The organism is Rhodococcus sp. ZPP (assembly GCF_017656075.1).
GTDB classification, from domain to species: Bacteria; Actinomycetota; Actinomycetes; order Mycobacteriales; family Mycobacteriaceae; genus Rhodococcus_F; species Rhodococcus_F oxybenzonivorans.
On the sequence record NZ_CP058639.1, the window covers coordinates 629,717 to 653,388 of the forward strand.

Annotated in this window: 21 protein-coding genes and 2 pseudogenes; 11 read left to right on the forward strand and 12 right to left on the reverse strand. The window is 64.2% G+C overall.

Going from position 1 to position 23,672, the window contains the following annotated elements; all coding sequences use genetic code 11:
• Positions 1–76: 76 nt before the first annotated feature.
• The 6 genes and pseudogenes from HYG77_RS34175 to HYG77_RS34195 form a co-directional block, all read right to left on the reverse strand.
• The gene (locus tag HYG77_RS34175) at positions 77–1,921 is read right to left on the reverse strand and encodes a LuxR C-terminal-related transcriptional regulator (RefSeq protein ID WP_244461488.1); all 1,845 of its coding nucleotides are present in this window, start codon (positions 1,919–1,921) and stop codon (positions 77–79) included.
• Positions 1,922–1,975: 54 nt separating this feature from the next.
• Positions 1,976–2,416 (reverse strand): annotated as a pseudogene (locus HYG77_RS41045) (AAA family ATPase); the annotation flags it as partial.
• Between the two features lie 413 nt (positions 2,417–2,829).
• The gene (locus tag HYG77_RS34180) at positions 2,830–3,708 is read right to left on the reverse strand and encodes a crotonase/enoyl-CoA hydratase family protein (protein ID WP_208964022.1); all 879 of its coding nucleotides are present in this window, start codon (positions 3,706–3,708) and stop codon (positions 2,830–2,832) included.
• A gap of 351 nt (positions 3,709–4,059) precedes the next feature.
• On the reverse strand, positions 4,060–5,397 hold the full coding sequence (locus tag HYG77_RS34185) for an MFS transporter (protein WP_208964023.1): 1,338 nt from the start codon (positions 5,395–5,397) through the stop codon (positions 4,060–4,062).
• A gap of 573 nt (positions 5,398–5,970) precedes the next feature.
• The gene (locus HYG77_RS34190; RefSeq protein ID WP_208964024.1) at positions 5,971–6,177 is read right to left on the reverse strand and encodes a hypothetical protein; all 207 of its coding nucleotides are present in this window, start codon (positions 6,175–6,177) and stop codon (positions 5,971–5,973) included.
• 520 nt (positions 6,178–6,697) lie between these two features.
• On the reverse strand, positions 6,698–7,645 hold the full coding sequence (locus HYG77_RS34195; protein WP_208964025.1) for a recombinase family protein: 948 nt from the start codon (positions 7,643–7,645) through the stop codon (positions 6,698–6,700).
• Between the two features lie 517 nt (positions 7,646–8,162).
• Here HYG77_RS34195 and HYG77_RS34200 point away from each other — a divergent pair.
• A complete protein-coding gene (locus HYG77_RS34200; protein WP_244461489.1) occupies positions 8,163–8,963 on the forward strand; it encodes a CopG family transcriptional regulator in 801 nt (266 codons plus the stop codon).
• A 180-nt stretch (positions 8,964–9,143) separates the two neighbouring features.
• Here HYG77_RS34200 and HYG77_RS34205 read toward each other — a convergent pair whose 3' ends face one another.
• Both HYG77_RS34205 and HYG77_RS40795 read right to left on the reverse strand, forming a co-directional pair.
• Positions 9,144–10,163 (reverse strand): helix-turn-helix domain-containing protein, encoded by a 1,020-nt coding sequence (locus HYG77_RS34205; RefSeq protein WP_208964027.1) that lies wholly within the window; start codon positions 10,161–10,163, stop codon positions 9,144–9,146.
• Positions 10,164–10,505: 342 nt separating this feature from the next.
• Positions 10,506–10,634: a hypothetical protein gene (locus HYG77_RS40795; RefSeq protein WP_280123336.1), complete on the reverse strand. Its 129-nt coding sequence runs from the start codon at positions 10,632–10,634 to the stop codon at positions 10,506–10,508.
• A gap of 565 nt (positions 10,635–11,199) precedes the next feature.
• On the opposite strand from HYG77_RS40795, the gene HYG77_RS34210 reads away from it, so the two are divergent.
• The 7 genes and pseudogenes from HYG77_RS34210 (at position 11,200) to HYG77_RS34240 (ending at position 18,405) form a co-directional block, all read left to right on the forward strand.
• A complete protein-coding gene (locus HYG77_RS34210) occupies positions 11,200–12,366 on the forward strand; it encodes an LLM class flavin-dependent oxidoreductase (RefSeq protein ID WP_208964028.1) in 1,167 nt (388 codons plus the stop codon).
• A gap of 126 nt (positions 12,367–12,492) precedes the next feature.
• Positions 12,493–14,205 carry an AMP-binding protein gene (locus HYG77_RS34215; RefSeq protein WP_208964029.1) on the forward strand — a complete coding sequence of 571 codons (1,713 nt, stop codon included), beginning with the start codon at positions 12,493–12,495 and terminating at the stop codon, positions 14,203–14,205.
• Between the two features lie 31 nt (positions 14,206–14,236).
• Positions 14,237–14,745: pseudogene (locus HYG77_RS34220) on the forward strand (flavin reductase family protein).
• Positions 14,746–14,751: 6 nt separating this feature from the next.
• On the forward strand, positions 14,752–15,063 hold the full coding sequence (locus HYG77_RS34225; protein WP_208964030.1) for a hypothetical protein: 312 nt from the start codon (positions 14,752–14,754) through the stop codon (positions 15,061–15,063).
• A gap of 38 nt (positions 15,064–15,101) precedes the next feature.
• Positions 15,102–16,313, forward strand: a complete 1,212-nt coding sequence (gene ribB / locus HYG77_RS34230; protein WP_208964031.1) for a 3,4-dihydroxy-2-butanone-4-phosphate synthase — start codon at positions 15,102–15,104, stop codon at positions 16,311–16,313.
• Positions 16,314–17,151: 838 nt separating this feature from the next.
• The gene (locus tag HYG77_RS34235) at positions 17,152–17,658 is read left to right on the forward strand and encodes an RES family NAD+ phosphorylase (protein WP_244461490.1); all 507 of its coding nucleotides are present in this window, start codon (positions 17,152–17,154) and stop codon (positions 17,656–17,658) included.
• A gap of 231 nt (positions 17,659–17,889) precedes the next feature.
• Positions 17,890–18,405, forward strand: coding sequence for a hypothetical protein (locus HYG77_RS34240; protein WP_208964032.1), 516 nt, complete (start codon positions 17,890–17,892; stop codon positions 18,403–18,405).
• Positions 18,406–18,710: 305 nt separating this feature from the next.
• Here HYG77_RS34240 and HYG77_RS34245 read toward each other — a convergent pair whose 3' ends face one another.
• The 3 genes from HYG77_RS34245 to HYG77_RS34255 all read right to left on the reverse strand — a co-directional run bounded on the left by HYG77_RS34245 (position 18,711) and on the right by HYG77_RS34255 (position 20,333).
• Entirely contained in the window at positions 18,711–19,400 is a 690-nt protein-coding gene (locus HYG77_RS34245; RefSeq protein WP_208964033.1) for a ZIP family metal transporter, read from the reverse strand.
• A gap of 202 nt (positions 19,401–19,602) precedes the next feature.
• A complete protein-coding gene (locus HYG77_RS34250; protein WP_208964034.1) occupies positions 19,603–20,019 on the reverse strand; it encodes an IS3 family transposase in 417 nt (138 codons plus the stop codon).
• Entirely contained in the window at positions 20,016–20,333 is a 318-nt protein-coding gene (locus tag HYG77_RS34255) for a transposase (protein WP_208964035.1), read from the reverse strand. The genes HYG77_RS34250 and HYG77_RS34255 overlap by 4 nt, the downstream gene beginning before the upstream one ends.
• 173 nt (positions 20,334–20,506) lie before the next feature.
• Between HYG77_RS34255 and HYG77_RS34260 the strand changes: the two genes are divergently transcribed.
• The 3 genes from HYG77_RS34260 to HYG77_RS34270 all read left to right on the forward strand — a co-directional run bounded on the left by HYG77_RS34260 (position 20,507) and on the right by HYG77_RS34270 (position 23,146).
• Entirely contained in the window at positions 20,507–21,808 is a 1,302-nt protein-coding gene (locus HYG77_RS34260) for an alpha/beta hydrolase-fold protein (RefSeq protein ID WP_208964036.1), read from the forward strand.
• A gap of 213 nt (positions 21,809–22,021) precedes the next feature.
• A complete protein-coding gene (locus HYG77_RS34265; RefSeq protein ID WP_208964037.1) occupies positions 22,022–22,705 on the forward strand; it encodes a rhomboid-like protein in 684 nt (227 codons plus the stop codon).
• 258 nt (positions 22,706–22,963) lie between these two features.
• Positions 22,964–23,146, forward strand: a complete 183-nt coding sequence (locus HYG77_RS34270; protein ID WP_208964038.1) for a hypothetical protein — start codon at positions 22,964–22,966, stop codon at positions 23,144–23,146.
• Here HYG77_RS34270 and HYG77_RS34275 read toward each other — a convergent pair.
• Positions 23,133–23,327, reverse strand: coding sequence for a hypothetical protein (locus tag HYG77_RS34275; protein ID WP_208964039.1), 195 nt, complete (start codon positions 23,325–23,327; stop codon positions 23,133–23,135). The two genes, HYG77_RS34270 and HYG77_RS34275, sit on opposite strands and share 14 nt — an antisense overlap.
• Positions 23,328–23,672: the final 345 nt, after the last annotated feature.

The following is a 23,672-nucleotide window of genomic DNA, read 5'->3' on the forward strand; positions in this document are numbered from 1 at the left end:
GGGGACTCTCGTCACCAGCAGGTGTTACGGCAGGAGGGTCGACCGAATCGGGAACACGAACGACTGATTCCCGGGTCTACTCGACGCTCTCGTCGCGGGCGATCCAGGCGGCCAGCTGCGAGCGGGACCTATGGCCGGTCTTGGCGAGGATGCGGTCCACGTGACCCTCTACGGTGCGGCGCGAGATCACCAATCTCTCCGCGATCTCCTTGTTCGTCAGTCCCTCCGCCACCAGCTTCGCGACGTCCTTCTCGCGCGGTGTGAGTTTCACCTCCGCCGAAGGAGGGGTGGGCGTAGCCGGCTCCGATGTGCGCTTCTGCAAGGCGAATTCGATCGACTCGTGGTGTTCGAGCCCTTCCCCGGCCCGGGATTCCCTCTCGAACGCAGGACCACCAAGTAACTGACGGGTGCGCTTCTCGTAACGAGTCCGTGTCCGGACCAACGCGTCACTTCCGAATAGCGGAGAGCTCCCCATTTCGCCGCACAGCGTCCGCCCGATCCCCAACAGGCGTGCGCTTCGAACAGGGTTTCCTTCCTCGATCGCGATCCACGCGAGAATCTCAGTGCATACGGATACGCCCAACCAGTCGCTCAATGACTGCTTCAGTTCGATCGCTTCTTTCAACGAGTCCGATGCGTCCGGGAACTCGCGCCGGGTCCACAGGGCAAGTCCGCGCGCCCACAACGCCCACGACGTCGCGAAACGCTCCCCCAGCGACTTGCCCTGGGCGATGGTGTCCTCCGCCGAAGCGATTGCTTGGTCCAGGTTTCCGGACAGGCAGTGCACGAAAGCCAGCTGAGCGCCGCCCAGCAGTGTCAGGGAGTTGACTTCACCTGACTCGACGTGATGTTTCATGGCGGCGTTGAGAAGCTCCAGTGCTCCGTCGAGATTTCCGTCGATCTGCTCCACGGTGCCCCGGAACTGGAGCGCAAACGCCTGAGCGGTTCGATCACCGATCGATTCCGCAAGGGCGCTGCTTTCGAGCAAATATCGCATGGCCGTGGCGTTGTCGCCTTGAATCATTGCGTACCAACCGATTACCCAGAGCGCTTTCGCTCTCTCCTGGCTCGGTTGCCGGTCGGTCTCCAGGGCGCGGGTCAGCCAGTACCGTCCGTCCTGCAGCAGGCCACTCGCATTCCAGAAGAACCACAGCGAACTCGCCATCCGGAGACCGGTGCGGGCCTCGCCGGGGGTGGACAGGCTGTACTCCAGCGCTGACCGCAAATTCGCCCGCTCGGGCTGGAGTCGACGATTCCACTCCAGCTGTCCTGATCCCAGTGACCGGCTCTCGCTGAGTTCCGACAAACGCAGGAAATAATCCCGGTGATTCCGATGCCAGGTTTCCCCGTCGCCCTGCTCGGCAAGTTTCTCGGCCGCGTAATCCTTGATGCTTTCCAGTAATTTATATCGAACTGTAGGTCCGGAGTGAGCGGTGACAATGATCGATTTTTCGGCAAGGCTGGAGATGACTTCGAAGGCGTCCGGAACAATTTCCGGATCAGTGCACACGCTTTCGACTGCATCGAAATCGAAACCACCCGCAAATACCGACAGCCGCGCCCACAGGGTCTGTTCGTCCGGCGAGCACAGATTGAAGCTCCAATCGATGGCGCTCCGCAGCGTTTGATGCCGGACCGGGCCGCCACGGTTCCCTTGAGTCAGAAGATCGAAAAGTGGACCCTCCCGTGACAGGACGCGATCGAGGGGAAGGGACCTGATCCGGACGGCGGCGAGTTCGATAGCCAGAGGGATGCCGTCCAGCCGCTGGCAGAGACGGGCAACCGCCACGCGGCTCTCGTCATCGATGGTGTATCCCGGGATGACGGATGCAGCGCGTTGCTCGAAAAGATCGACCGCCTCGCTATGGAAGCTCTTACCTTCTCGTCCCTCGGCCAACTGCGCGTCGTCCAGAATCGACATGGGCGGGACCTCGAACACGGTTTCACCCAGCACACCGAGAGGCTCCCGACTGGTTGCCAAAATCTGCACGCCGGGTGACCGTCGAACAATCTCGGCGGCGACCGTTCCGCAGGCCTCGATCAAGTGCTCGCAGTTGTCCAAAACGATGAGCGCATGTCTTCCACTGAGGAATTCGGAGAGAGTGTGAATATGGCCTGGACTCGGCCCTTCCCGAATGTCGAGTGCTTCGGCGATTGTGGGGGTGACAAGTTCAGGATTGGAGATCGAGGCGAGGTCCACAAACCAGATGCCGTCGGTGTAACTTCGGCGTACTTCCGAGGCGACGCGGCAAGCTAGCCGGGTTTTTCCTACCCCACCGAATCCGGTGAGCGTCAGTAACCGAGAGCCCGACAGACGCGTCTTGACCGCGGCTACTTCATTTCGGCGTCCGACGAAACTCGTCACTTCGCACGAAAACCCGCGGACGGATGGAACAAGTTGCTTATCCGCCGCCATCACATTCTCCTGGGAGTATGGTCGTCGGTATCTTCGGCGCAGCGCTCCGCGATATCGAACAATTCATGCGTGGTGATCGTTCTGGTCAAGTTGCTGTGGGGCGCGCAATATGAAGAAGGTAAGAGACCTGATGTGGCGCCCTGCTGTTCCGGCGTCACGACAGTCAGTGAAGCCTGGCCGGTGGCGGTAACGAACTTCGAGTCCAGAAGTATTTGTGCAATCGGGGCGGGGCCACCCAGGGTGGCCGTCATACTCGGTCCGAATTTGCTCCGCACATTTTCCTCTCGACCCTCGGCGATACAACAATCGCTCCGTGTGCAACCTGTATCACATCATCTGTAATCTGCAGTCACCGGGTCTGGAGGATCCCGCCTTACGCCATGGAGGTTGTTGGTGCGGTTTGTGCATCGCCGCTACTCGCCTCGAATCCACTCTTGGTAGAACGGGGGCATCTCCGACGCCCGCCCCTGGAAGAGTGGGTCGCGCTTCTCGAGGAAGGCGTGTACGCCGTCGTTGCCATCGCCAATGCTCGTGTAGAACATGGCGAGCGAATCGACCCGGTGCGCCTCGACGGGGTGCGGCGCAGCAGAGTTCCGGTAGAGCATCTGACGCATGAGTGCGACGGACACCGGGGATCGGTCCCTCGTCCATGAATTCGCCAGCGCCCGCGCCTCGGTAAGGAGTGCGTCCGGTTCGTACACGGCCTGTGCGAGACCGGTCTCACATGTGGCGTTCGGATCGAGGATGTCGGCGCGATACACCAGGTCCAACGCGGTGGGCAGACCGACGATCCGGGGAAGGAACCACGTCGAACACGCCTCCGGGACGATACCCAGCCTCCCGAACACCAGACCGAATCGAGCCTGGGTCGACATGAGGCGCGCGTCCATGGCCAGCGTCATCGTCGCGCCTATTCCGACGGCTGCGCCGTTGATCGCGGCGATCACTGGCTTGCGGCATGCGTAGATCGCGAGTGTCACCCGGCCTCCTGTGTCACGGACGCGAGCCAGCTCGGGGTCGTCGAGGTCGGTCATGTCGTCCAGTGACGGCGTCTTCGACCCGTCGAGCCCGAACACGTTGCCTTCGCTCGACAGGTCCATGCCGGCGCAGAATGCGCGCCCCTCACCGGTGACGATCACTGCCCGCACGGAGTCGTCGTCGTTGACGGCCACGAAGGTGCGTTCGAGCTCGTCGGCCATTTCGACGGTGAAGGCATTGAGTTTCTCCGGCCGATTGAGGATGACAGTGAGGATTCCGTCCTCGATTTCATGTCGGATCGTGGTGAATTGCATGTCCGCTCCCAGTGCTCGTGGTCAGCCGCCGAGGTTCCCGCTCCGCCTGCGGATGGCCGACTCGACGCCACAAAGGCGTCCGAAGTAATTGTCGTGCAGGCAAACCCTGCTTCGCTGAGGTGTTTGCCTGGCCGCCAAGGATAGGTCGACACCTATCCGGCGCCGTTTCACAGCGTCGATAACCGATGTCGCCCGGTCCTCGCTGGAATGCGAGGGCCGGGCGGCTCGGCTCATACTGTGGCTCGGCCGATCAGTCCGGATGGTGGCATTGGCGGGGCCCCCGCACCACACATCGTGTGCAATACGTACCTTCATCCCGCACGGGGTAGTCGAATCACTTTGTGGAGCAGTTCATCGACTGGTCTGCAGACTTTGTACTTCGCTGGACTGTTTGGTCTTCCGGGAAAGGCTGAGCAGAGAAGCGGCAGCGAGAAGGGCGAAGACCAGAAGCACGACGACCGAGAAGTACAGGCTACGGATTGATACGAACGACAAAGCATAGCCGGCGAGGATCGGCGCGAGGATCGCACCGACTCGTGCCACGCCGATCATCGTGCCCATGCCGCGTGTTCGCGCAAGCACCGGATAGACCAGAGTGCTCGTCACCGTTGCCGCCATCGCTCCATACACGGTGATCCCCATGACTGCAGCCATCATGAGCGCGAACCCCCCATTGAGGGTGGACGCGAATCCGATCAACGCCACCACTGCGGCGACTGACCCGGCGACGACGTACCGAGGTGGTGAGACTTTATGTCCGACGGTCGCGTACAACGCGGCTCCGGCCAACGTGCCGAACGAGATCATGAGACCGGCAAGTGCGCCTTCGGCCTTGTCGGATGTTGCATCCGTAATCAGCTTGGGTGTCCATGAACTGATGAAGTAGAAGGACGCGGACAACGCGGTGTATGTGGTCCAGAGCAGCAATGTCAGCGTGCGGAGTTCGCGTCCGAGCAACCGGACGGTCGCGGGACTCTTGCGGACCTCGTCTTCGTCGGCTTGACGTACAGGCGCGTTGTCTTCCAATCCGAGGCGACTTTGTGTGACGGCCGCCTTCTGCAACGATTCTGGATCGCCCTTACTGATGAGGAAAGCGGTCGATTCCGGCATGAACGCGACCGTGGCGATCAGTGCGAAGACGCACAGGACTAGCCCCACCCAGAACATGCCCTGCCAGGACCCTCCGACCGCAGCGAGGAGCGCTGCACCGGCGAAGCCGGCGATGGTGCTGCCTAGCGGATATCCGCACATAACGGTGCCGACCGCGAAGCTTCGCCAGGCCCGGGGGACCACTTCGGGTGCGAGGACCACGACGACGGTCGCGATCGTTCCGACCGCGATCCCGGTAATGACGCGTGAGCCGAGGAGAACCCAGTAGTTCGGCGCCAGAGCAGAGATGGTCAGGCCCACGGCGTTGAGGGTGAGTCCCGCCACCAGGACGAGGCGACGACCGTACCGGTCGGCCAGCGGCGCAAACGCGACGGATCCGATGCCCATTCCTGCCAACGCGGCACTGATCAGGTAGCCCTGCATGGAGCTGGAGGCGAAGTCGTCCGGGAAGTATGGGATCGCGAATCCCATGATGAAGATGTCGTAACCGTCCAGCGCGTTGAGGAGCGCGCACAGCACGACAATCATCAACTGGAACCTGTGTAGTGGCGGTCGTTTGATGTGTGGTTCGGCAGCCATGGCGACCCTTTCGTAGGTGCTGACGGACGGCGATCGAGGCATCGGCGGGCACGTGACGCAATGAGTCCACGGCCGAGCCGGCGCTAGCACTGGCCCACGCGAGCCTCGACAGTGCTGAGACTCGCGTCGGCCGACGCAAATGGGGCGCAGTTCACTTCTCTTATCGACGACGATCGTCGAGTCGAGAAGCCATCGTGGATCGGTATTGAATCGAGCAACCGATTCAATAATCCAGAGTGTAGGTTCATAGGGAACGTGAGTCAAGACACATTTGGCGATTGTCGTCGGCGGCGGTAGCGGTGAGGAGATGAGTCCAAATCACCGCTCTCACCTGCGAAGTTGTCCTAATAGTCTTGTCGTCGTATCGGAGCTCGTAGTGGAGGTTCAGCGCTAACCGGGCGGAGCCGTGACCATCGCGCCCGACCTACGTGTCGCAAGTCCACAGGCCATAGATAGGTACCCGCGACCGATGACGACCACCGCAGACGTGGTGCGCTTCAGATGCGCTGGCATCCACACGTTTGAGTATCCGGGGGCGTTCGGTTGCAATCCCCCGACGGCTTGATGTGTCTCTTAGACCCGACCCGCGTCGATCGATCGGCCCTGACGCTGCGGTATCGGATTCGACTGCGGTGGGACCGCCTGGCGACGGCTCGCCAGGTTTCGCCCTGCCGTGGCCGGGACCATCTTCGCGACCTCATTGGTGACGAGGACGCGTCGGTGAACGCCGTCGACGTCGGGATCGGTGACAGCGTGCAGAAACCATCGTCGGGTGATCATCCGCGCGATTCTTACCTGCTCCGGATAGATCAATGCGGTCGAGTGGTGGATGCCGGTTTCCGTGCGGCGCCCGGATCTCGTAGACGCCGATGATCGCCGGGCTAGCGCATTCGCGGCCGATCGCATCGGCAGCGGACCGTATGCCACAATGCCTGACAGTCGAGCGCCAAACCGTAATGTGTCGCAAAACTTGTCAAAAATGCCAACTCTCCCGTCAACGGACAACTTGAAATCCTCGATAAGGAGCGCGATTCCGCGCCTAGATGACGTAATAACCGTTATCGGCTAATGAAAATCGTTGGGGGAGCAGGCCGTTCAGTTCCTCGGCCGTCCACGATCTGAGCGTTCGTCGAGCATGTTGCGCAGCATGTCGGTGACCTGTTGCTCGTCGCGGAAGCCGCCATAGCTGCCTTACCGCAGCCCCGCGGCGGCACAGCTATCGCAACATCTCAACGGTATGGTCCCAGTGGCGGCCAGTTCGGCTTGGCGGCACCAGGTAGGCCAGCGTGGCCACCCAGGATCAGTCAGCGGCATATGCGTGGCCCGGACATAAGAGATCCGGGGTGACTGCCCATTCCGCTGCCGTGAGCCATCGTCGAACAGGCTCGGTCAGGTTGCCTTTCTTCGCCTGCTCGGCGAGCGCGCCGGCGAGGATGGGTCCGTCGCCGCAGACACTGCAGGCAATGTCGAATGCCGGTTGCCCGGGTTCGCAATGCCGGCAGTGGTGCAGGCTGATAACTCTCCCTCGGTGGTGGGGGTCGGCGTGGAGCCAGGTCACCGCCAGGTCGGCACGTTGGTGCGTTGCCTCGGCGCGAGTGGTCGGCTCATATCCGCAGGATGGGCACGTCCGAGACGGACGGCCAGCAGGATCGGCGACCACCGCGCTCTCCTGCGCGGCCGGTGCGCTGTCCATCTGCCGTTTGTTCAAATGCCCATACACCGTGGTGCGCGGCACCTTCAGCATGCCCGCGATCTGGGCGACGGTGTGCTCGCCCGCGTCGTAAAGGCGTTGAGCGAGTTCGATCTGATCCGGACTGAGCTTCGACGGACGGCCGCCCTTACGGCCGCGGGCGCGGGCGGCGGCCAACCCCTCTCGGGTGTTCGCCACGATCAGCTCGCGCTGGAGCTCGGCCAGGACCGACAGCATGCCGCACATGGCGCGGCCCTCGGCGGTGGCAGTGTCGATGCCCTGCTCGAGCACCTTCAGGCCGATGCCGCGCTCACGGAATTCGGCGCCGAGGGTGACCAGGTGCAGCACCGACCGTCCGAGCCGGTCGAGCCGGGTGATCACCAGGACATCGCCCTCGCGTAGCCGCGCCAGTACCAGATCCAGCTCGGGACGTGACGCCTTCGCCCCGCCCGCATGGTCGACGTGAATGTTCTCGGCGGCCACCCCGGCGCGGACCAAAGCATCGATTTGATGGTCGGGGTTCTGGTCTGCACTGGAGCGGGCGTAACCAATCAGCATGTGTCGACAATACCCAGACGCAGGGTTTATCGACACAGTTTTCGACATTGGTTCTCGACGCGCGTGAGTTCGTGAAGGTGGTGTTCGGGGCGGGTGTCGGAGACGAATCGATTATCGTCAGCCCGGCCTTTTGGCTAGCTTGTAGTCGCCTCGCCTCGCCTCGCCTCGCCTCGCCTCGCCTTTGCTTAAGGTCGCTGGTAGTTCAGCTCGTAGACCTTGTCTTCCTCCAGTCGGATGCCGATGGTGCCGACCGGCTCAGTTGAGCATGATGTCCGCACTTCACTGGAAGTCCGTGTTCGGCAGCGGATCCACGAGGTATTTGCCGACTGGCCAGTTGCGGCCGCGCGGCTCCCTTGTCGGTGGCGATCCGTAGACTCGGATTCGTTCTGGTGCGTCCCCCCATTCATGTTCCCGGAACACCCCTGTGCCCCGGCGTCACCGATGCCGGGGCACAACTATGCGCATCGGCGGACGAGAAGAGCGATAAATGACTGAGTCGAGGCCAGGGCGGATCCCGGTGGGTGATCCCATCGCGCTGCGCTTCGACCCGGAGACCAAACACCGACTCGACGAGATGGCCGAGGGCATCGGACCGCGCCGGTTCGGGGCGCTGATCCGCGTCGCCTGCCGACGACTGGTCACCCAGCCCAAAGCCGTCGGCAATCGTCTCGAGGAGGCGCGGCGACTCTCGGCAGTCCGGCGGGCGATCCCGCTGGTCATGCTCACGATCAAGCTGGAACCGGATACCGCGCAGAAGTTCACGGCGTTGGCCGTCGAGTACGACACCACGGTCAGCGCACTCATGCGGATTGCTCTGCATCGATTCCTGGAAACCCCCGGCCGCTACAAACATCCCCTGCTCCGCGAGGCGGAGCGGACCGGACTGTCCGACAAGGTCGAGGTGATGGTCAACCCGTCCAGCAGGCAACAGATCTGGCGGCTCCCCGGTCGGCACGGGGACAAGCTCAGCACCGCGCTACTTAGGGTTGCCCTCCGGCGCCTGCTCGACAAGCCTGGTGACCTCATGCGGGACCTGGAGAGCATCGCACCGTTGCGCGATCTTCGGCCCGAAATCTTTCCCGCCAGGGTCAATGTGCACTTCGACGCCCCGCTGCGGGACAGCCTCGACGGGTTGGCAGCACGGGTTGGGTCCGATCGTGCGGAGTTGATGCGTCTGGCGGCGCAGCGTGTGCTCGAGGCCCCGGGAATGATTGAACAGGCAGTGAACCAGGAGATCTTTCGCAGCGAGAAAAACAGAGCGCATCTCATGGCACGCCACGTCCGCCGCCAGGCGCGTCGCCGCACACAGCCCGACTGATCAACCGCACATCCTCCGCGCCATCTGCACGTTTCCGGTATTGCCTAGGCTAAAACGGACCTGTGACCGCAGAATGGCGCTCAGCCTGCGTCAGCTCCAGAAGCCGACAGCAGTGCGTCAGCACTCGACTGCACGCGCAAGGGTGTCGTTCCTGGGTTTGAATGACCGCTGGGCGCGATGTTAGTCGAGCTTGTAGCGACGGATGCGCTGGTAGAGGGTGCCTCGGGAGATGCCAAGTTGCTGGGCAGCGGCACTCTTGTTTCCGCGGCAGTCGATGAGAGCGCGGCGGATTACGTCGGCTTCCGCGCGTCCGAGCGGGTCGTCGTCAGGCGTGGGCGGGGCCGTGCTGCTGAAGACGAGTACGCATCCGTCTTCGAAGCGGCCGGGTGTCACCGGCCGGCTGTATGCGACCCTGCCGTTGGGAAGTGCAAGCTCGGTCGTCGCGGGACCCGATTCGGTTAGGGCAGCCCAGAGAGTGGCGCGATCGGGAAGATGGTCGGTGAACCCGTCGTCGGTGATCATGATTTCACTGTCGAGTGTCACGACCGCGAGTCCTTCTCCGCGGAACCGCAGGTGAGCGTCCATGAGGCGGCGTTGCCGGGGTGTTGCGACGTCGCGAAGCGCCGTGCGTATGCGTTCGGTGAACGCCATGACCGCCGCGATGACATAGCGGTTGGTGTCTTCTGCGAGGCAGCACACGTTGAGCGCGCCGAGTCGTCTGCGGGTGATCGGGTCGACGACGGGTGCGGTGGCACAGGTGAATCGGTGCCAGGCATGTTTGTAATGCTCGGTGCCGACCACGACTGTGGGTTGGTGGACGGCCATCGACAAACCGACGCCACACGTTCCGACGCCGTCTTCGACGAACTGATGTCCCTGTACGACGGACACTCGTTCGAGTTCGCGGCGTAGTTCGGGCTGGGTTTCCCAGCGCCACACGAGGGTGCCGGTGTCGTCGAAGAGCGCTACCGATGCGGTGTCCCCGACGAGCAGGTCTGCGCAGCTGCTGATTACTTGGCTGCCGACCGTGACCAGGCTGGCGTCGTCGTTATATTCCCGGGGCAGGAGGTCGAGGTGTTCGGGATCTACTCCGGATTCGCGTGAGCGGATCCACGATTGACGAATCTCCGGACGCGCCATTGCATCGCCGCCACCGGAGTGGAACGTCTCCCATGCGTTCATCGAACCCGAACTCGACATTTCACCTCCCACATTTTGTCAGCTGTCGCCTCACCACAGTCGACGCGATTGTGATCTGAGGCACACCTCATATGGTACGGGCCGGGAAATGATCCGCGGCGCCCTGGACAGGGGAGTTGTTCAAAGAATGAACACATCCTGGCTAGAAGAGGATCCTCCCGGCGCAGGAGCCGGGGAAGCGACCGCACGTTCCGCCCTGTAGTGATCATTCCCGGCCGCCTCCCGAGGCGGGATGGGCATCGGTCGGGTGAGAGCGAATGTGCACTGTTCCGGCCGGTCCACGCCCCACCCTGCTGTGTTATTGCTGGGAGAGGCGCTCACCGGGATCGGAGGTCTGGGCTGCTACCGGGTCGGATCGACGAGTACCTTCATCTTCTTGCCGTCATGGGCTTCGAATCCCTCGTCAATCAGATCGTTGAGGCCGATGCTGCTGACCCAACCCGAGGTGGCGGTAGTTGCCTGCTGCGCCATCTGGTTGATGACCGCGTCGTAATCGGCGGCGGTGTGCGAAACGAGCCCCGAATTCCGGATGCGTTCACCACCAAGTTCATGAAGGGCATCGTGAGGGCTTTTCGTAGATAGCCGCGCTCACCATGGGTGAGCGGGCGTCCACGCACCCCAATTGCGTCTCGACTGCCGCGCCGACGCCGGCTGCGTCGAAGACTGTGTCGGCGCGCCGTTGAAGGCGACCTTCACCGTGACCTACCCCAGCCCCGGGATGGGTTGGGGATGTCCGCAACCTCCATTTGTTCGGTCGGTAGTACACCGCTGCACGCATTCGTCACTCCTCCGCTCGTCTGTGGGTGCCGGCCGTGTTCGCCCAAGGTATGTGACGGGCGCGACACGCGGCGAATGCCGCGACGGGTGGTTGTCCAATGTTTGAACAAACCCCGCCGCTGGGCTTGTGATTCAGCTCTCAATCATTAGATTCTGTTGGCACGCAACAACACCTATTCCGTGACTCGGCCCAGCGCGTGCGGACTTTCGAAATCGAGTGCAGCCGAGTCAACGAAATCACCACCTCGAGGAGATTCTCATGCGTTTCGGCGTATTCATGGCCCCGTTCCACGCTTCACCGATCAAGAGTCCGGTCAGTGCGCTCACGCGAGATATCGAGACGGTGAAACTTCTCGACCGACTCGGGTACGAGGAAGCGTGGATCGGTGAGCACCATTCCTGTGGAACCGAACTCATTGCCAGCCCCGAGGTTTTTATTGCCAACGTCGCAGCGCAGACCACGTCGATCAAGCTGGGCACCGGGGTGCTGTCGCTGCCGTACCACAACCCCCTCTGGGTCGCCGACCGTGCGATCCTGCTCGATTACCTGACTCGGGGTCGCTTCATCCTCGGTCTCGGGCCGGGATCCCTGCCGACCGATGCGTCGATGGTTGGCCTGGATCCGGTCAGCCAGCGTGGCGCGCTGGAGGAGGACACCGAGGTGCTGATGCAGTTGCTCAACGGCGACAGCCCGGTGTCGGTGAAGACGGCCCGTTACGAGCTGGTGGATGCGATGTGTCAGCTCCGTCCCTACACCCAGGGCGGGTTCGAAGTCGGTGTCGCCGCCATCGCGTCGCCGTCGGGTCCCCGAATCGCCGGTCGGCACGGGATGAGCCTGCTGTCCATCGGTGCGACCTTGACCGGGGACCTCGACCTCCTCGGCCAGCACTGGGGCATCGCGGAAGAACGTGCCGCCCAGTTCGGGACCTCGATGAATCGTGACGGGTGGCGCCTGGTGGGCCCCATGCACATCGCGGAGACCAAGGAACAGGCCTACGCGGAGGTCGAGCACGGTCTCGACGACTGGTGCAACTACCTCCAGCACGTCGCCGCCGTTCCCCATTTCGAACCCGGTGGAACCACCTTCACCGAGCGGGTGGATTGGATCAACAACAGCGGAATCGGTGTCATCGGCACCCCCGACGACGCCATCCGGCAGATCCGACTGCTCGACGAGCAGTCGAACGGTGGATTCGGCGCCTACCTGATGATGGGCCACGAGTGGGCGAACCCCGCCGCGACAGCTCGCCACTACGAACTCTTCGCCGAGGCGGTCGCCCCGCACTTCCAGAACCGGCTCGACCGCCTCGCCGCCTCCGAGGCCAAGGCGCGCGAATCGCGTGCCCGGCTGTACGCCCGACAGGGCGATGCCCTGCAGGAGGCGAACGATCGGCACGCGGCGGAGAAGGCCGGCGCATTGGCCTGACCGGTTCACCCGGGACCACCAGGAACTAGCCGAACCGGCGCGCGGGTCCGCACAGCTAGCAGCAACGCTGGCGGGCCCGTCGTACCGGGACTGTCCGTATCGAGAAGAAAGCAACGAGCGATTCCGATGTCAACGACGACCGAGCGTTACCGTGCAGCGCGTGACCTGCTGCGCGAGCTGTCCGACGACTACGCGGGCGCGGTGAACACCTTCACCTGGCCCGAGATGGGCGACCAGTTCAACTGGGCGATCGACTGGTTCGACGCGATCGCTCGCGGCAACGACACGGTCGCATTGTGGATCGCCGAACAGGACGGCTCAGAACGCAAGTACACCTACGACGAGATGGCGCGTCGCTCCGATCGGGTTGCCGCGCACCTGGCCGCCCATGGCGTCAAGCGTGGGCACCGGGTGCTGGTCATGCTCAACAACCAGGTCGAGTTGTGGGATGCCATGCTCGCGGTGATGAAGCTCGGGGCCGTTCTACTGCCGACGACCACCGCATTGGGGGCCTCCGACCTCGCTGCCCGGATCAGCCGGGCCGACATCGGATACGCCGTCGTCAACTCCACCGACGTGCCGAAGTTCGGCCAAGCAGACCGCGACATCACCTTGTTCGTGGCAACCGGGCACGTCGACAGTGCCGCGAACATCCTCTCGCTCCGCGATGCCTACACCGGCCAGGATGTGCCGGCCACCCCGCATCCCGGGACGGCCCCGTCCGACCCGCAGCTGCTGTACTTCACCTCCGGCACCACGAGCAGCCCCAAACTCGTCGAACACAACCAGGTCTCGTACTCGGTGGGCCACCTCGCCACCTCCTACTGGATCGGCGCCCAGCCCGGGGACGTGCACCTCAACGTCGCCTCACCCGGGTGGGCGAAACACGCCTGGAGTTGCTTCTTCGCACCGTGGATCGCCGAGGCGACCATCTTCATCTACAACTACCCGCGATTCGACGCCGCCGAGCTGTTGGCCCAAATCCGCCGGGTGGGGGTCAACACCTTCTGCGCTCCCCCCACCGTATGGCGGATGCTGATCGGCGCCGAGCTGTCGAACGACAAAGGCCAGCTCCGCGAGTTGCTTTCGGCGGGAGAACCGTTGAACCCCGAAGTCATCGAGCATGTTCGGTCCAAATGGGGGCTGTCGATCCGCGACGGCTTCGGTCAAACCGAACTGCCCCTGGCGGTCGGTAACCTGCCCGGAAAGCCGATCAAACCCGGATCGATGGGGCTGCCGCTGCCCGGATTGCCGATCGTCCTCGTCGATCCGATCACCGGCCGGCCCGCCGACGAAGGCGAGATCTGCGTCGATCTGGCACTGCGACCGATGAGCTTGATGACCGGCTACCGTGACGACGCCGAGCGCAACGCCGCAGCACTCAGCGGTGGTTACTACCACACGGGCGACATCGCGCGACGCGACAGCGACGGCTACCTGTTCTACATCGGCCGCAGTGACGACGTCTTCAAAGCCAGCGACTACAAGATCTCGCCGTTCGAACTCGAGAGCGTGCTCATCGAGCACCCCGCGGTGGCCGAATCTGCCGTCGTTCCCGCGCCCGACGAGGTACGCCTGGCCGTACCCAAGGCGTACATCACCCTCACCCCGGGACACGAACCGAGCCGGGAACTCGCGCTGGAGATCCTGAAGTTCGCGCGGGAGAACCTGGCCCCGTACCAGCGAATTCGCCGGCTCGAGTTCGCGAACCTCCCCAAGACCATCTCCGGGAAGATTCGCCGGGTCGAACTGCGCGAGCGGGAAACCGCGCTCGCCCAGAGACCGACGACGGAGGCCACCGAGTGGCGCGATGACCAGTTCCCGGAACTGCGGTCATAAGAAACCAAACCCACGCGACAAGGACAAAGTCATGAGTACCGAAACCGTCCGACTCGACGAGTCGACGACACACCAGTTCAAAACCGCGATGGCGCACGTGTGCACTCCGGTCGCCGTGGTCACCGCGTTCGATGGAGACCGGCCCCACCGACAGTCAGTGCCTTCATGTCGCTGTCGATGTCACCACTACTCGTGGCTGTCGCGCTCGACAACACCTCGGAACTGCTGGCGATCGCCACCCGCACAGGCCGTTTCAGTGTGAACATTCTCAGTGCCGACCAGAACGACCTCGCCCTCACCTTCGCCAAGAAGGGCCAGGACAAGTTCAGTGGCGTGAGCTGGCGAACTGCGAGCACCGGACCAGTGCTCGAGGGAACCTCGGTCTCGCTGCGATGCGAGATCGCAGCCGAACTGCCCGGTGGCGATCACACCATCCTCACCGGCACCGTTCTCGAAGTCGAACACTTCCCCGCCCCGCCGCTGACCTACCACGCCCGCAACTTCGGAACCCACAGCCCACTCCACGAGACGGCGAGGTAGACACCGATGATCGTGACCGTCACCTCCGACGCCGTCGAACTCAGCGACGCCGACAACCTGAAACAGCTCCATCTCTCCTGCGCGTCCACCCTGCCGCTGACCACGATCGACGCCGTTCTACGCCGCACCGACATGGGCCATATCGACCACGATCACGTCTACCTCAACATCGACGGGCTACGACGCCGACGCGAATGCCACGGATTCGTCGACGAAGCCGCGTTCAACCGCATGGTCGAGTACGCGACGAGCAAGCAGTGGATCTCCGCCGACGGCTCGGCGGTACGCGCCCACATCGTACGAACCGAAACCCTCTAGCCGGAGCCCCGGCGACTGTGTAGAACAGGACGACCAACATGAACGGCACACCCCACGACGGATTCGACGACGTCCACGAGGCGATCGCCGCGATAGCCCGCGGCGAGATGGTCGTGGTCCTCGACGACGCCAGCCGCGAAAACGAAGCCGACCTCGTGATGGCCGCACAGCACGCCGACACCAACTCCATCGCCTTCTTCGTTGACCACACCTCGGGCTACATCTGCGCACCCATGTCCGGCGAACGAGCCGACGCACTCGATCTGCCACTCATGGTGTACGACAACCAGGAACCGATGTCCACAGCGTTCACCATCACCACCGACGCCGCCCACGGCATCACCACGGGGATCAGCGCAGCCGACCGCGCCACCACCCTACGAACACTGGCATCCAACACCTCCCGACCCGACGACCTCGTCCGCCCCGGACACGTGTTACCACTACGCGCTCATACCGCCGGAGTCCTCGGCCGCCCCGGCCACACCGAAGCCGGTATCGACCTGTGCATCGCGGCAGGACTCTCCCCGGTGGCAGTCATTTGCGAGTTGGTCACCCCCGACTGCCGCGAGATGCTGCGCGGCGCCGACGCAATCACGTTCGCCCGCACCCATCAGATGCCGGTGGTGAGCATCGCCGACATCGCCCGCTACCGGTCCGCCCTCGTCTCCGCCACCGGATCCACCGACATCCACACCACCCGGGGATCTGTCACCGCCACCGCCTTCCAGGACAGCCAGGGCCACGAACACCTCGCCATTGTCGTCGGCGACATCACAGAAGCCGACGAAGTGCTCGTCCGCATCCACAGTGAATGCATGACCGGAGACCTCTTCGGATCCCTGCACTGCGACTGCGGCCCCCAACTCGAATACGCACTCGAAGCGATCGAGCGCGAAGGTGCCGGGGTCGTCGTCTACCTCACCGGCCACGAGGGCCGCGGCATCGGCCTCGGCCGCAAACTTCGCGCCTACCAGCTGCAACGAACAGCAGGATTGGACACCGTCGATGCGAACCTCGCCCTGGGCTGCGCCGTCGACGACCGCGACTACTCCGCGGCAGCCTCCATCCTCAAACAACTCGGCGCAGGCAGCATCCGACTTCTCACCAACAACCCAGACAAGCAAACCTCACTCACACGAAACGGTATCGAGGTCACCGGCCTCGTGCCCATCCAGATCGCGCCGACCGCACACAACGTCTCCTACCTCGCCACCAAACGCGACCGTCTGCACCACCTCATCGGATAAGTCCTCGGCAAAGCGGTTTACGCGCTTGCAGATAGCGATGTAGCCGATCACGAGATCCCGCCATCGTTCGACACCAAGGATCGGGTCTTCAGTCGACGTGCCGTAGTGCAGGCATCTACTCACCAGCTGTCTCCGACGAGCGTTGCACACACCGAGTACCACCTGCTCGTAGTGCACTCGACTCCTGAAACTGACAGGTTCGCCGTGGAGCGCCGTTCTCCGGTGTATCGGTATAACGAAGGCCAAAACGGACCACATCAGCGCAGAACGGCGCTCAGCCTGTTTTGCCGCCGCCGCCGAGCTGGGTAACAGCTGAGGGTGTCAGTGACCGCGACATCAGCTACGTGGTCACCCCTTAGACGGGGTAGGCAGGTTATGCCGGACGGGCGCGGTACTCAGTCCCTGGCCAAGCTGACATTACGAAGGCCAGAGACGACACTCGCGGGGCACGTTCAGCCTGGCGCACGCCTGGCAATATTCTCTTACTTTCAGTGGTCCCAGAGGCTGGTAATGAGCACGAATGGCGGGTTCCTCAGTTCGAGGAATGCGCAGACGGGCCCACGGGCTTAGAAGTGCCCGCGGCCCATTTCGGCTTTAGGTTGGACGTGATCCGTTGTCGGTGTTGGTACCTCCGTAAACAACACCGACAACAATCTCGCCCTCCCGCCCCGGGTGACTGGATCGGTCGTGCTGATGTGGCCGTATCCGGTGCTCCTCGACCCTGATCTGGCGATCGATCCCCGCCACGATGAACCTCAGTCGCAATGACCGCGGAGGCCTTCGCCTACGTGTGGGGCTTGGAACAGGGATATGCGCTCGCCAAAATACGCTTTTCTTCGTGGTCGCAGTTCGATTCGGGAATGAAGGCCGGTCGGTGCTGTATGTCGCCGGCAACGTGGCCACCGCCGTCGGGGAGGTGTTCGGCGACTACCCGGCTGCCGCGGTGTGCCCGCGCTTCCGGGTGGCGTTGCTGCGACCGACGGCGCCGCTGGCCGTGCTCGATCTGCGGGGTCAGGGAGCGGCGATGCGGATCGGTGCGTTGCCGTCGTTGGCCACCGGCGACTATCCGCGTCCGCGTACCCAGGCCTGGGCGCGGGCGATCTATGAGGATCAGCCGGTGGCCCGGCAGCGGATCCACGGAGTTTACTACGATGCTGCGCATTCGAACGGTCCCGCTTTAGCGTTGTGGAACACCGAGTCTCGGATCGAGGTGGTCCGCAGTGCGCGCGGGGAGGTCCAGGACTTCGCGCTGGCGGATCCGAGGATGTGGCCGCGCATCGTCGATGCCGCGGTCAGTATGGGTATGCGCGCGGATCTGGTGCCCGACTGCCACATCTGCCCGTAGCCCGGAGCGTAGGGGGGCCTGTTGTTCGGGCGTCGGGCCGCCGGGGTGGGTTTGATCGTTCGCCGGTGGGCTGGACGTGGCAGGGTGAGGTTTCCAGGTGTACCGACACTCGAGATGTAGGGGCGGATCCGCTCATCTCGTGGTCGGGTGGCAACTGGGCTCGGGGCCGGGAACTCCGGTTGGCGGCGTGGCGAGGGTGAACCCCGATCGAAGACGCCGTGCGGGCGCTGCGTGAGGCAGCCGGCCCTGGGGCCGACCCGGTCCGCCGAACTCGCTGCCGCCGAGGACGACCGTGGCCGGCCCGAGGTGTCCTCAGTTCGCATCGATCCTCTGGCCCACGCCCACATCGTCGCGGCGACCATCGCGACCACGATCACCGACCTCACCGAATCAATCGGTACCCGCCCTGACCGGGTCGCGGTCGCCGGACGCTGTGACGACCACGTCCAGGATGTTGTGGCCGCGCGTATTGGTCACTGGGGGACATGTCGACATCGCAGTCAAGATCAGATTTGGTTGCGCCGCAACGCCGGTGATCGTCAGGCCGTCGTGGGAATGGTGATCTGCTCGTTGCCGGCGATGGGCAGAGAGCAGATAGTGCGGGCAGGTCAGCACCCGAGGAGGCACCGGAATCGTCTGCCGGTCGGTGTCGAGGTAGAGCGGTATGCGAGCTGTTCGTTTCGGTGGCCGCCGGTGGCCGGGTCGGACGGCGCCGAGGAAGTATTCGTGCGAGGCGCCGGCGGTTGAGAAGATCGCGCGCACCCACTCGGCGGGCTCCGCGGGAACCATGTTCGCAGCGACGTCGAACGGTTCAATCGACGTGTGAATCCGCAGCTCGATGTCCGTTCCGGTGCGGGCCGCCGCCGTGATGGTGTGCGGGTTCGTTGGATCGTGAACACCGGGTCGGCGAGGGGGCCTGGGCTAGGGCGCCCGTCGCGGGAGCCCGGACCTGCTGCGAGCCGCGATCATTCCGGCAGGGCACCTGCCCGCCCGACCCGCGGTTACCGGCCGCACCCATGGTGCGGTGGGGCCAGGACGTCGTCGTATTCGGTCTATGCTCCGAGACCGAACGCTACGAGGAATCCCAGCGCGGTGGACAGGCCCACCCACCAACCGCCTTCCTTGTAGGCCTCGGGCATCAGCGAATCCGCCAGTACCGCGATCGTCGCGCCGCCGGCGAAGGCCTGGATGGTGGCGATCGCGCCCTGGGAGATATGGTCGGACACCAGGTTCGCTCCGATCACCACGAGGACGAGTAGTACTGCGGTCGCTGCCCACACGGCGAAGGCTCGCCGACGGTTGAAACCGGGTTGGGCGCGCATCGACGCCGCCCCGGCGACGGCTTCGGGGACGTTGCCGACCGCGACCGCGACGAGCAGCACGATTCCGCCGCTGCCGCCGAGGGTGACCCCGAGTGCCGTGTTCTCCGGCACGCCGTCGAGCAGGGCACCGAGCATCAGAGCCCATCCGAGGGCACCGGCGCCGAGTTTGTTCTCGATCAGGTGGTCGGCGACGACGTAGACCAGTGCGCCCGCGAACAGGGCCGCGCCTGCCCCCCAGATTCCTTCGGTCTCGAACGCCGGCTGGAACAGTTCGGTGGAGACCGCGGCGACCATGGTGCCGGCACCGAACGCCATCAGCGCAGCGAGTAGTGGTCTGGGCAGGTTGTAGCGCAGGCCGACACCGGCCCCGATCAGCAACGGTAATGCAGTTCCCAGTCCATACAACGCGGCAGTGAGCATGCGGGGATGGTACGGGGCCGACCCTTTGGCGTTACCGGCCGATCGCGCGGGTGCCCGGTGAGGCACTGCGACGGGTGACGGTCGTGGTGAGCGGACAGTGAATGCCGGCGAGGCGTGAAAGGTTAGTCGTCCGTCGCGGTGTGGTGGAAGACGTCGATCACGAACGCCGCGTAGACCCAGCCGGAGAACGTTCGTCAGTAGGTTATGTCAGTGACCCACAACTGGTTCGGAGCGTCGGCAACGAACTTGCGCTCGCCCAGATCGGCGGGACGCTCGATCTCCGCAGCCGGGCGTGTGGTGCGCGGACTCTTGCTCCGCGCAATACCTTCAAACCTGCCTCCTTCATCAGGAGTGCCACCGTGCACCGGGCCACCGGTGTGCCTTGGCGGTGCATTTCGGCATAGACCTTCCGGACGCCGTAGACGCTGTAGTTGTCGTCGTGGATGGTGGTGATCTGTTCGGTCAACTCCCGATCACGGTTCGAACGGGCCGATTCCGGCCGTGTCTTGGCGGCGTAGTAGGTACTCGACGCGATCGCGGCATCGGTATCTTTCAACGTGTCGCAGATCGGCTGGACGCCGTGTTCACCTTTGAACTGGTCGATGAACTCGACCTTCACCTGTGTGGGCGGTCCAGCTCCGCCGCGAAGAAAGTCGAAGCCTGCTTGAGGATCGTGTTCGCTCGGCGGAGCTCTTTGACTTCGCGTTCGAGTTCGGCGAGGCGGGATGCATCCTCACTCGTGGTCCCCGGACGCTGGCCCTCGTCGATCTCGGTGCGTTTGACCCACGTGCGTAGCGCCTCAGGGTGGACGCCGAGTTGGTCAGCGACGCGCTTGTAGGCGCCGGCCCTGGTCTCGGGATCCTTGCGGGCGTCCATGGCCATTCGGGTGGCGCGTTCGCGCAGCTCGTCTGGGTACTTCCGTGGTGCGACCATATGGATCATCCTCCCGGGTCTTGGATGCCTCCATCAAACCCGGGGCGGAGCACGGCCTTACCCGATTCCCCGAGTTTTAACGGCCGATAGCGGTGTACCGGGCAGGGTGCGGTGGTGGTCGGTCGGTAGGGAACGAGTAGAACGGTGGTGGTGAGAGTTCAGGAGTTGTGCCGGTGCACGTATTGACCGATCTGTCGTTGCTATCGGGTCCGGTGCCGCTCGTGGTCACCGCAGTCGGGGCCGGGGGAGGGCTCTGGTTGTTGTCCGGGCGGGCGAGGTGGTTCCGGCGCCGGGCGATAGCGTTGGCCGCCGCCGCGGCCGGAGTGCTTACCGGATGCCTGTGGTTGTGGGTGGAGCGGGTGTGGCGTCCACTTCCCGACCCGATCCCCGTCACCGTCTACCTGTGGGTGGCCCTGGCGCTGTGGGCGATGGCGTTGCTGGTGCCCCGCATCCGGGCCGGCACGCGCCGGGTCCGGGCGGTTGCGGTGTCGGTGGTGGCCGCGGTTGCCGTGGTCGCGGCCGCCGCCGTTCAGATCAACCTGTTCTTCGCCGCGTATCCGACGGTCGAGGCGGCGGTCGGGTTCGAGCAGGGCACCCGCATCGGTTTCCAGACGGTTCCCCCGCCCACACCGGCACCGATCTCGGGGCGCCCCCTCGAATCGGTGTGGACACCACCGGCGGGCATGCCGCGGTCGGGCAGGGTGACCGCGGCCATCATCCCCGGCGACCGTTCCGGATTCACCGCTCGCCGTGCCGAAATTTATCTTCCCCCCGCCTATTTCGCCGACCCGCGACCACTGCTACCGGTCCTGGTGCTGTTGGCCGGTCAGCCCGGTCAGCCGAGGGACTGGCTCACCGGGGGTCGGCTCGCCGGCACCATGGACGATTTCGCCGACCACCACGGCGGGCTGGCCCCGGTGGTGGTGGTCGCCGACGCGACCGGGTCGACCTGGGGCAACCCGCTCTGCGTTGATTCCCGACTCGGCCATGCCGCCACTTACCTCGCTGAGGACGTGCCCGCGTGGATTACAGCGCATCTTCAGGTCGATCCCGACCCGGGTGCGTGGGCGATCGGCGGGCTCTCGTTGGGGGGAACGTGCGCGCTGCAGATGGCCACCAATTACCCCCAGAGATATCCGACGTTCCTGGACCTCTCCGGCGACCCGGAGCCCACCCTCGGTGATCATCAGCGCACCCTGAACGCCGCGTTCGGCGGCGATCAGAGCGCGTTCACCAGGATCAATCCGCTCGATCTGCTCGCCGAACATCGCTATCCCGGCTCGGCCGGTGTTTTTGTGGTCGGCAGCGGTGACGACGAACTCAAACCGCAGATCCGCAAGGCCTATGACGCCGCCCGGCAGGCGGGGATGGAGGTGTCCTACATGGAGCTTCGCGGCGGCCACAACTTCGCCGTATGGTCCACCGGGCTGCATGCCGAGATGGACTGGCTGGCGACACGGCTGGGGCTGACCTGATGACCCGATGCCTCCTGGAACGGCAGCCCGGCGATGAAACCGGGTCGGGGGCAGGCGGATGCTGCGGTTCCTTTCCGGCGAGGAGGGGGATTCCACGATCGGCATTCGCCCTCGTCGCCGACCGCGCGCCGGGCTCGGTGTTGCTGCCAGTTCGGTGACCCGGGCACCGGCCGGTTGCTGCGAGGAGGGCGGGGCCGGTGCACACTTGTCGTGATGGACGTCCCCCTTTCGTCACGTCTTCGAGCGTTTCCGCGGGCCGCGTGGACCTATGTGCGGCGGGCGCCCGGCACCTTCATCTGGTTGGCGATACTGCTGGTGACATCGGTGGTGATGAGGCACCTGCCTGCGGACGCCCTGAACGAAGTGCTGGGCAATCGTTCCACCAACCTGCATCATCTTGCCGAGGATCCGGTTCGGGTCCTGATCTCGAGTGCTTTCTGGCTGGCCGGCGGCGGATGGTTCAGCTATTTCATGTTGTTCAACGTTTTCCACGTCCCGGCGGAGCGTTGGCTGGGGACACTTCGGTGGCTGTGCGTAGTGGTGATCGCGCACGTCGGCGCCACCTACCTCAGCGAGGGGGCACTGTACTGGGCCATTCGTCATGGCCATGCTCCCGGGTCGGCGGTCGGCACACTCGATTACGGGGTCAGTTACGGGCTCGCCGGAGTGATCGCGGTGCTGACTTACCGTATTGCCGCGCCGTGGCGTTATATCTACGTCGGAGCAGTGCTGGTGTTTTTCGCTGTCCCGCTTGTTGTGGATTTGAATTTCACCGCGATCGGCCACTTCACCGCCGCACTTCTCGGGCTGGGGTGCTATCCGCTGGTTAGTGCACGTACGGGCACGTACTCTCCGGTCGACGCGGTCCGCCGAATACGCGGAGTCCGTGATGCGTAGACGGCCGATCACGGTAGATCCGATGACCGCATGGGTGTGCTCCCCTGAGTAGGCCCCGGTTCGGACCCTGATCGTCACGAATTCCGCCCCTGCTTGGTGGTCGTGGACGGGTGGTGCGGGTGCACTGCCAAACGGGTGAGCGCTCGATCCGCTCTCACGCCAGGCGTCCACCGATTGTTCGCCCGACCGGCGAGTTCGCGTCGGCGGACAATGGATCTCGACATACCGCGAGGCTTCACCACTTCCCATGGAGCACCGATGACTGAGACCACCGTCAACGCTGGAGCGGCCGTCCAGGTGACCGAGTACTGGGTGGTCGAAGTGGACCGCCATGATGGGACGTGTCGCACATTCGGACCGTTCACCGCCGATGCTGCCTGGGCCCGGATGGAACACCGGACCGCGCCCACCCGGTTCGCCGCAGTAGTCAGGAAACGATGAGCAAACCGACCCGCGCCTGAGCCTCGCCGGCCCTCCCCGTCTGCCAGAATTCAGGACCGCCCCGATAGCCGCCGCTCAGCGCACCGGCACCTCGACCGATGTCCGGAAATCCGGTGAGTTGCCGATCGAGGACTTCGACGAATTCACCGCTTCCCAGTCCGTCACCGCGGACAAGGACCACCGCTCCCGCCGATGTGCGGGGAGATCGTCGCCTACGAGGAAGCCAGCAACTGGCACCGGGTCATCTCGGCCGCACGAAGCTGGGTGGCCGGGATCGCCAGGGAAGTCGCCGGGCTGGGCTTGACCCGGACGCACCCGGCGCCGCCGCCTGCGGGAGTGCTGGTCGGAAGACGAAGGCGAATTGGTCGGGGCCTCCGCCGAATTCCCGTCGTTGTCGTGGTTGGCGGAAACCCAGGCCCACAGCATTCGGCGGTGTCATCGGGGTCGTCCACGTAGTTCTCGACGAACACGGCGCTATCCGGCGAGCAACCATCAGTTCCGATCGCGGAACGTCCTTCAGCGGGAC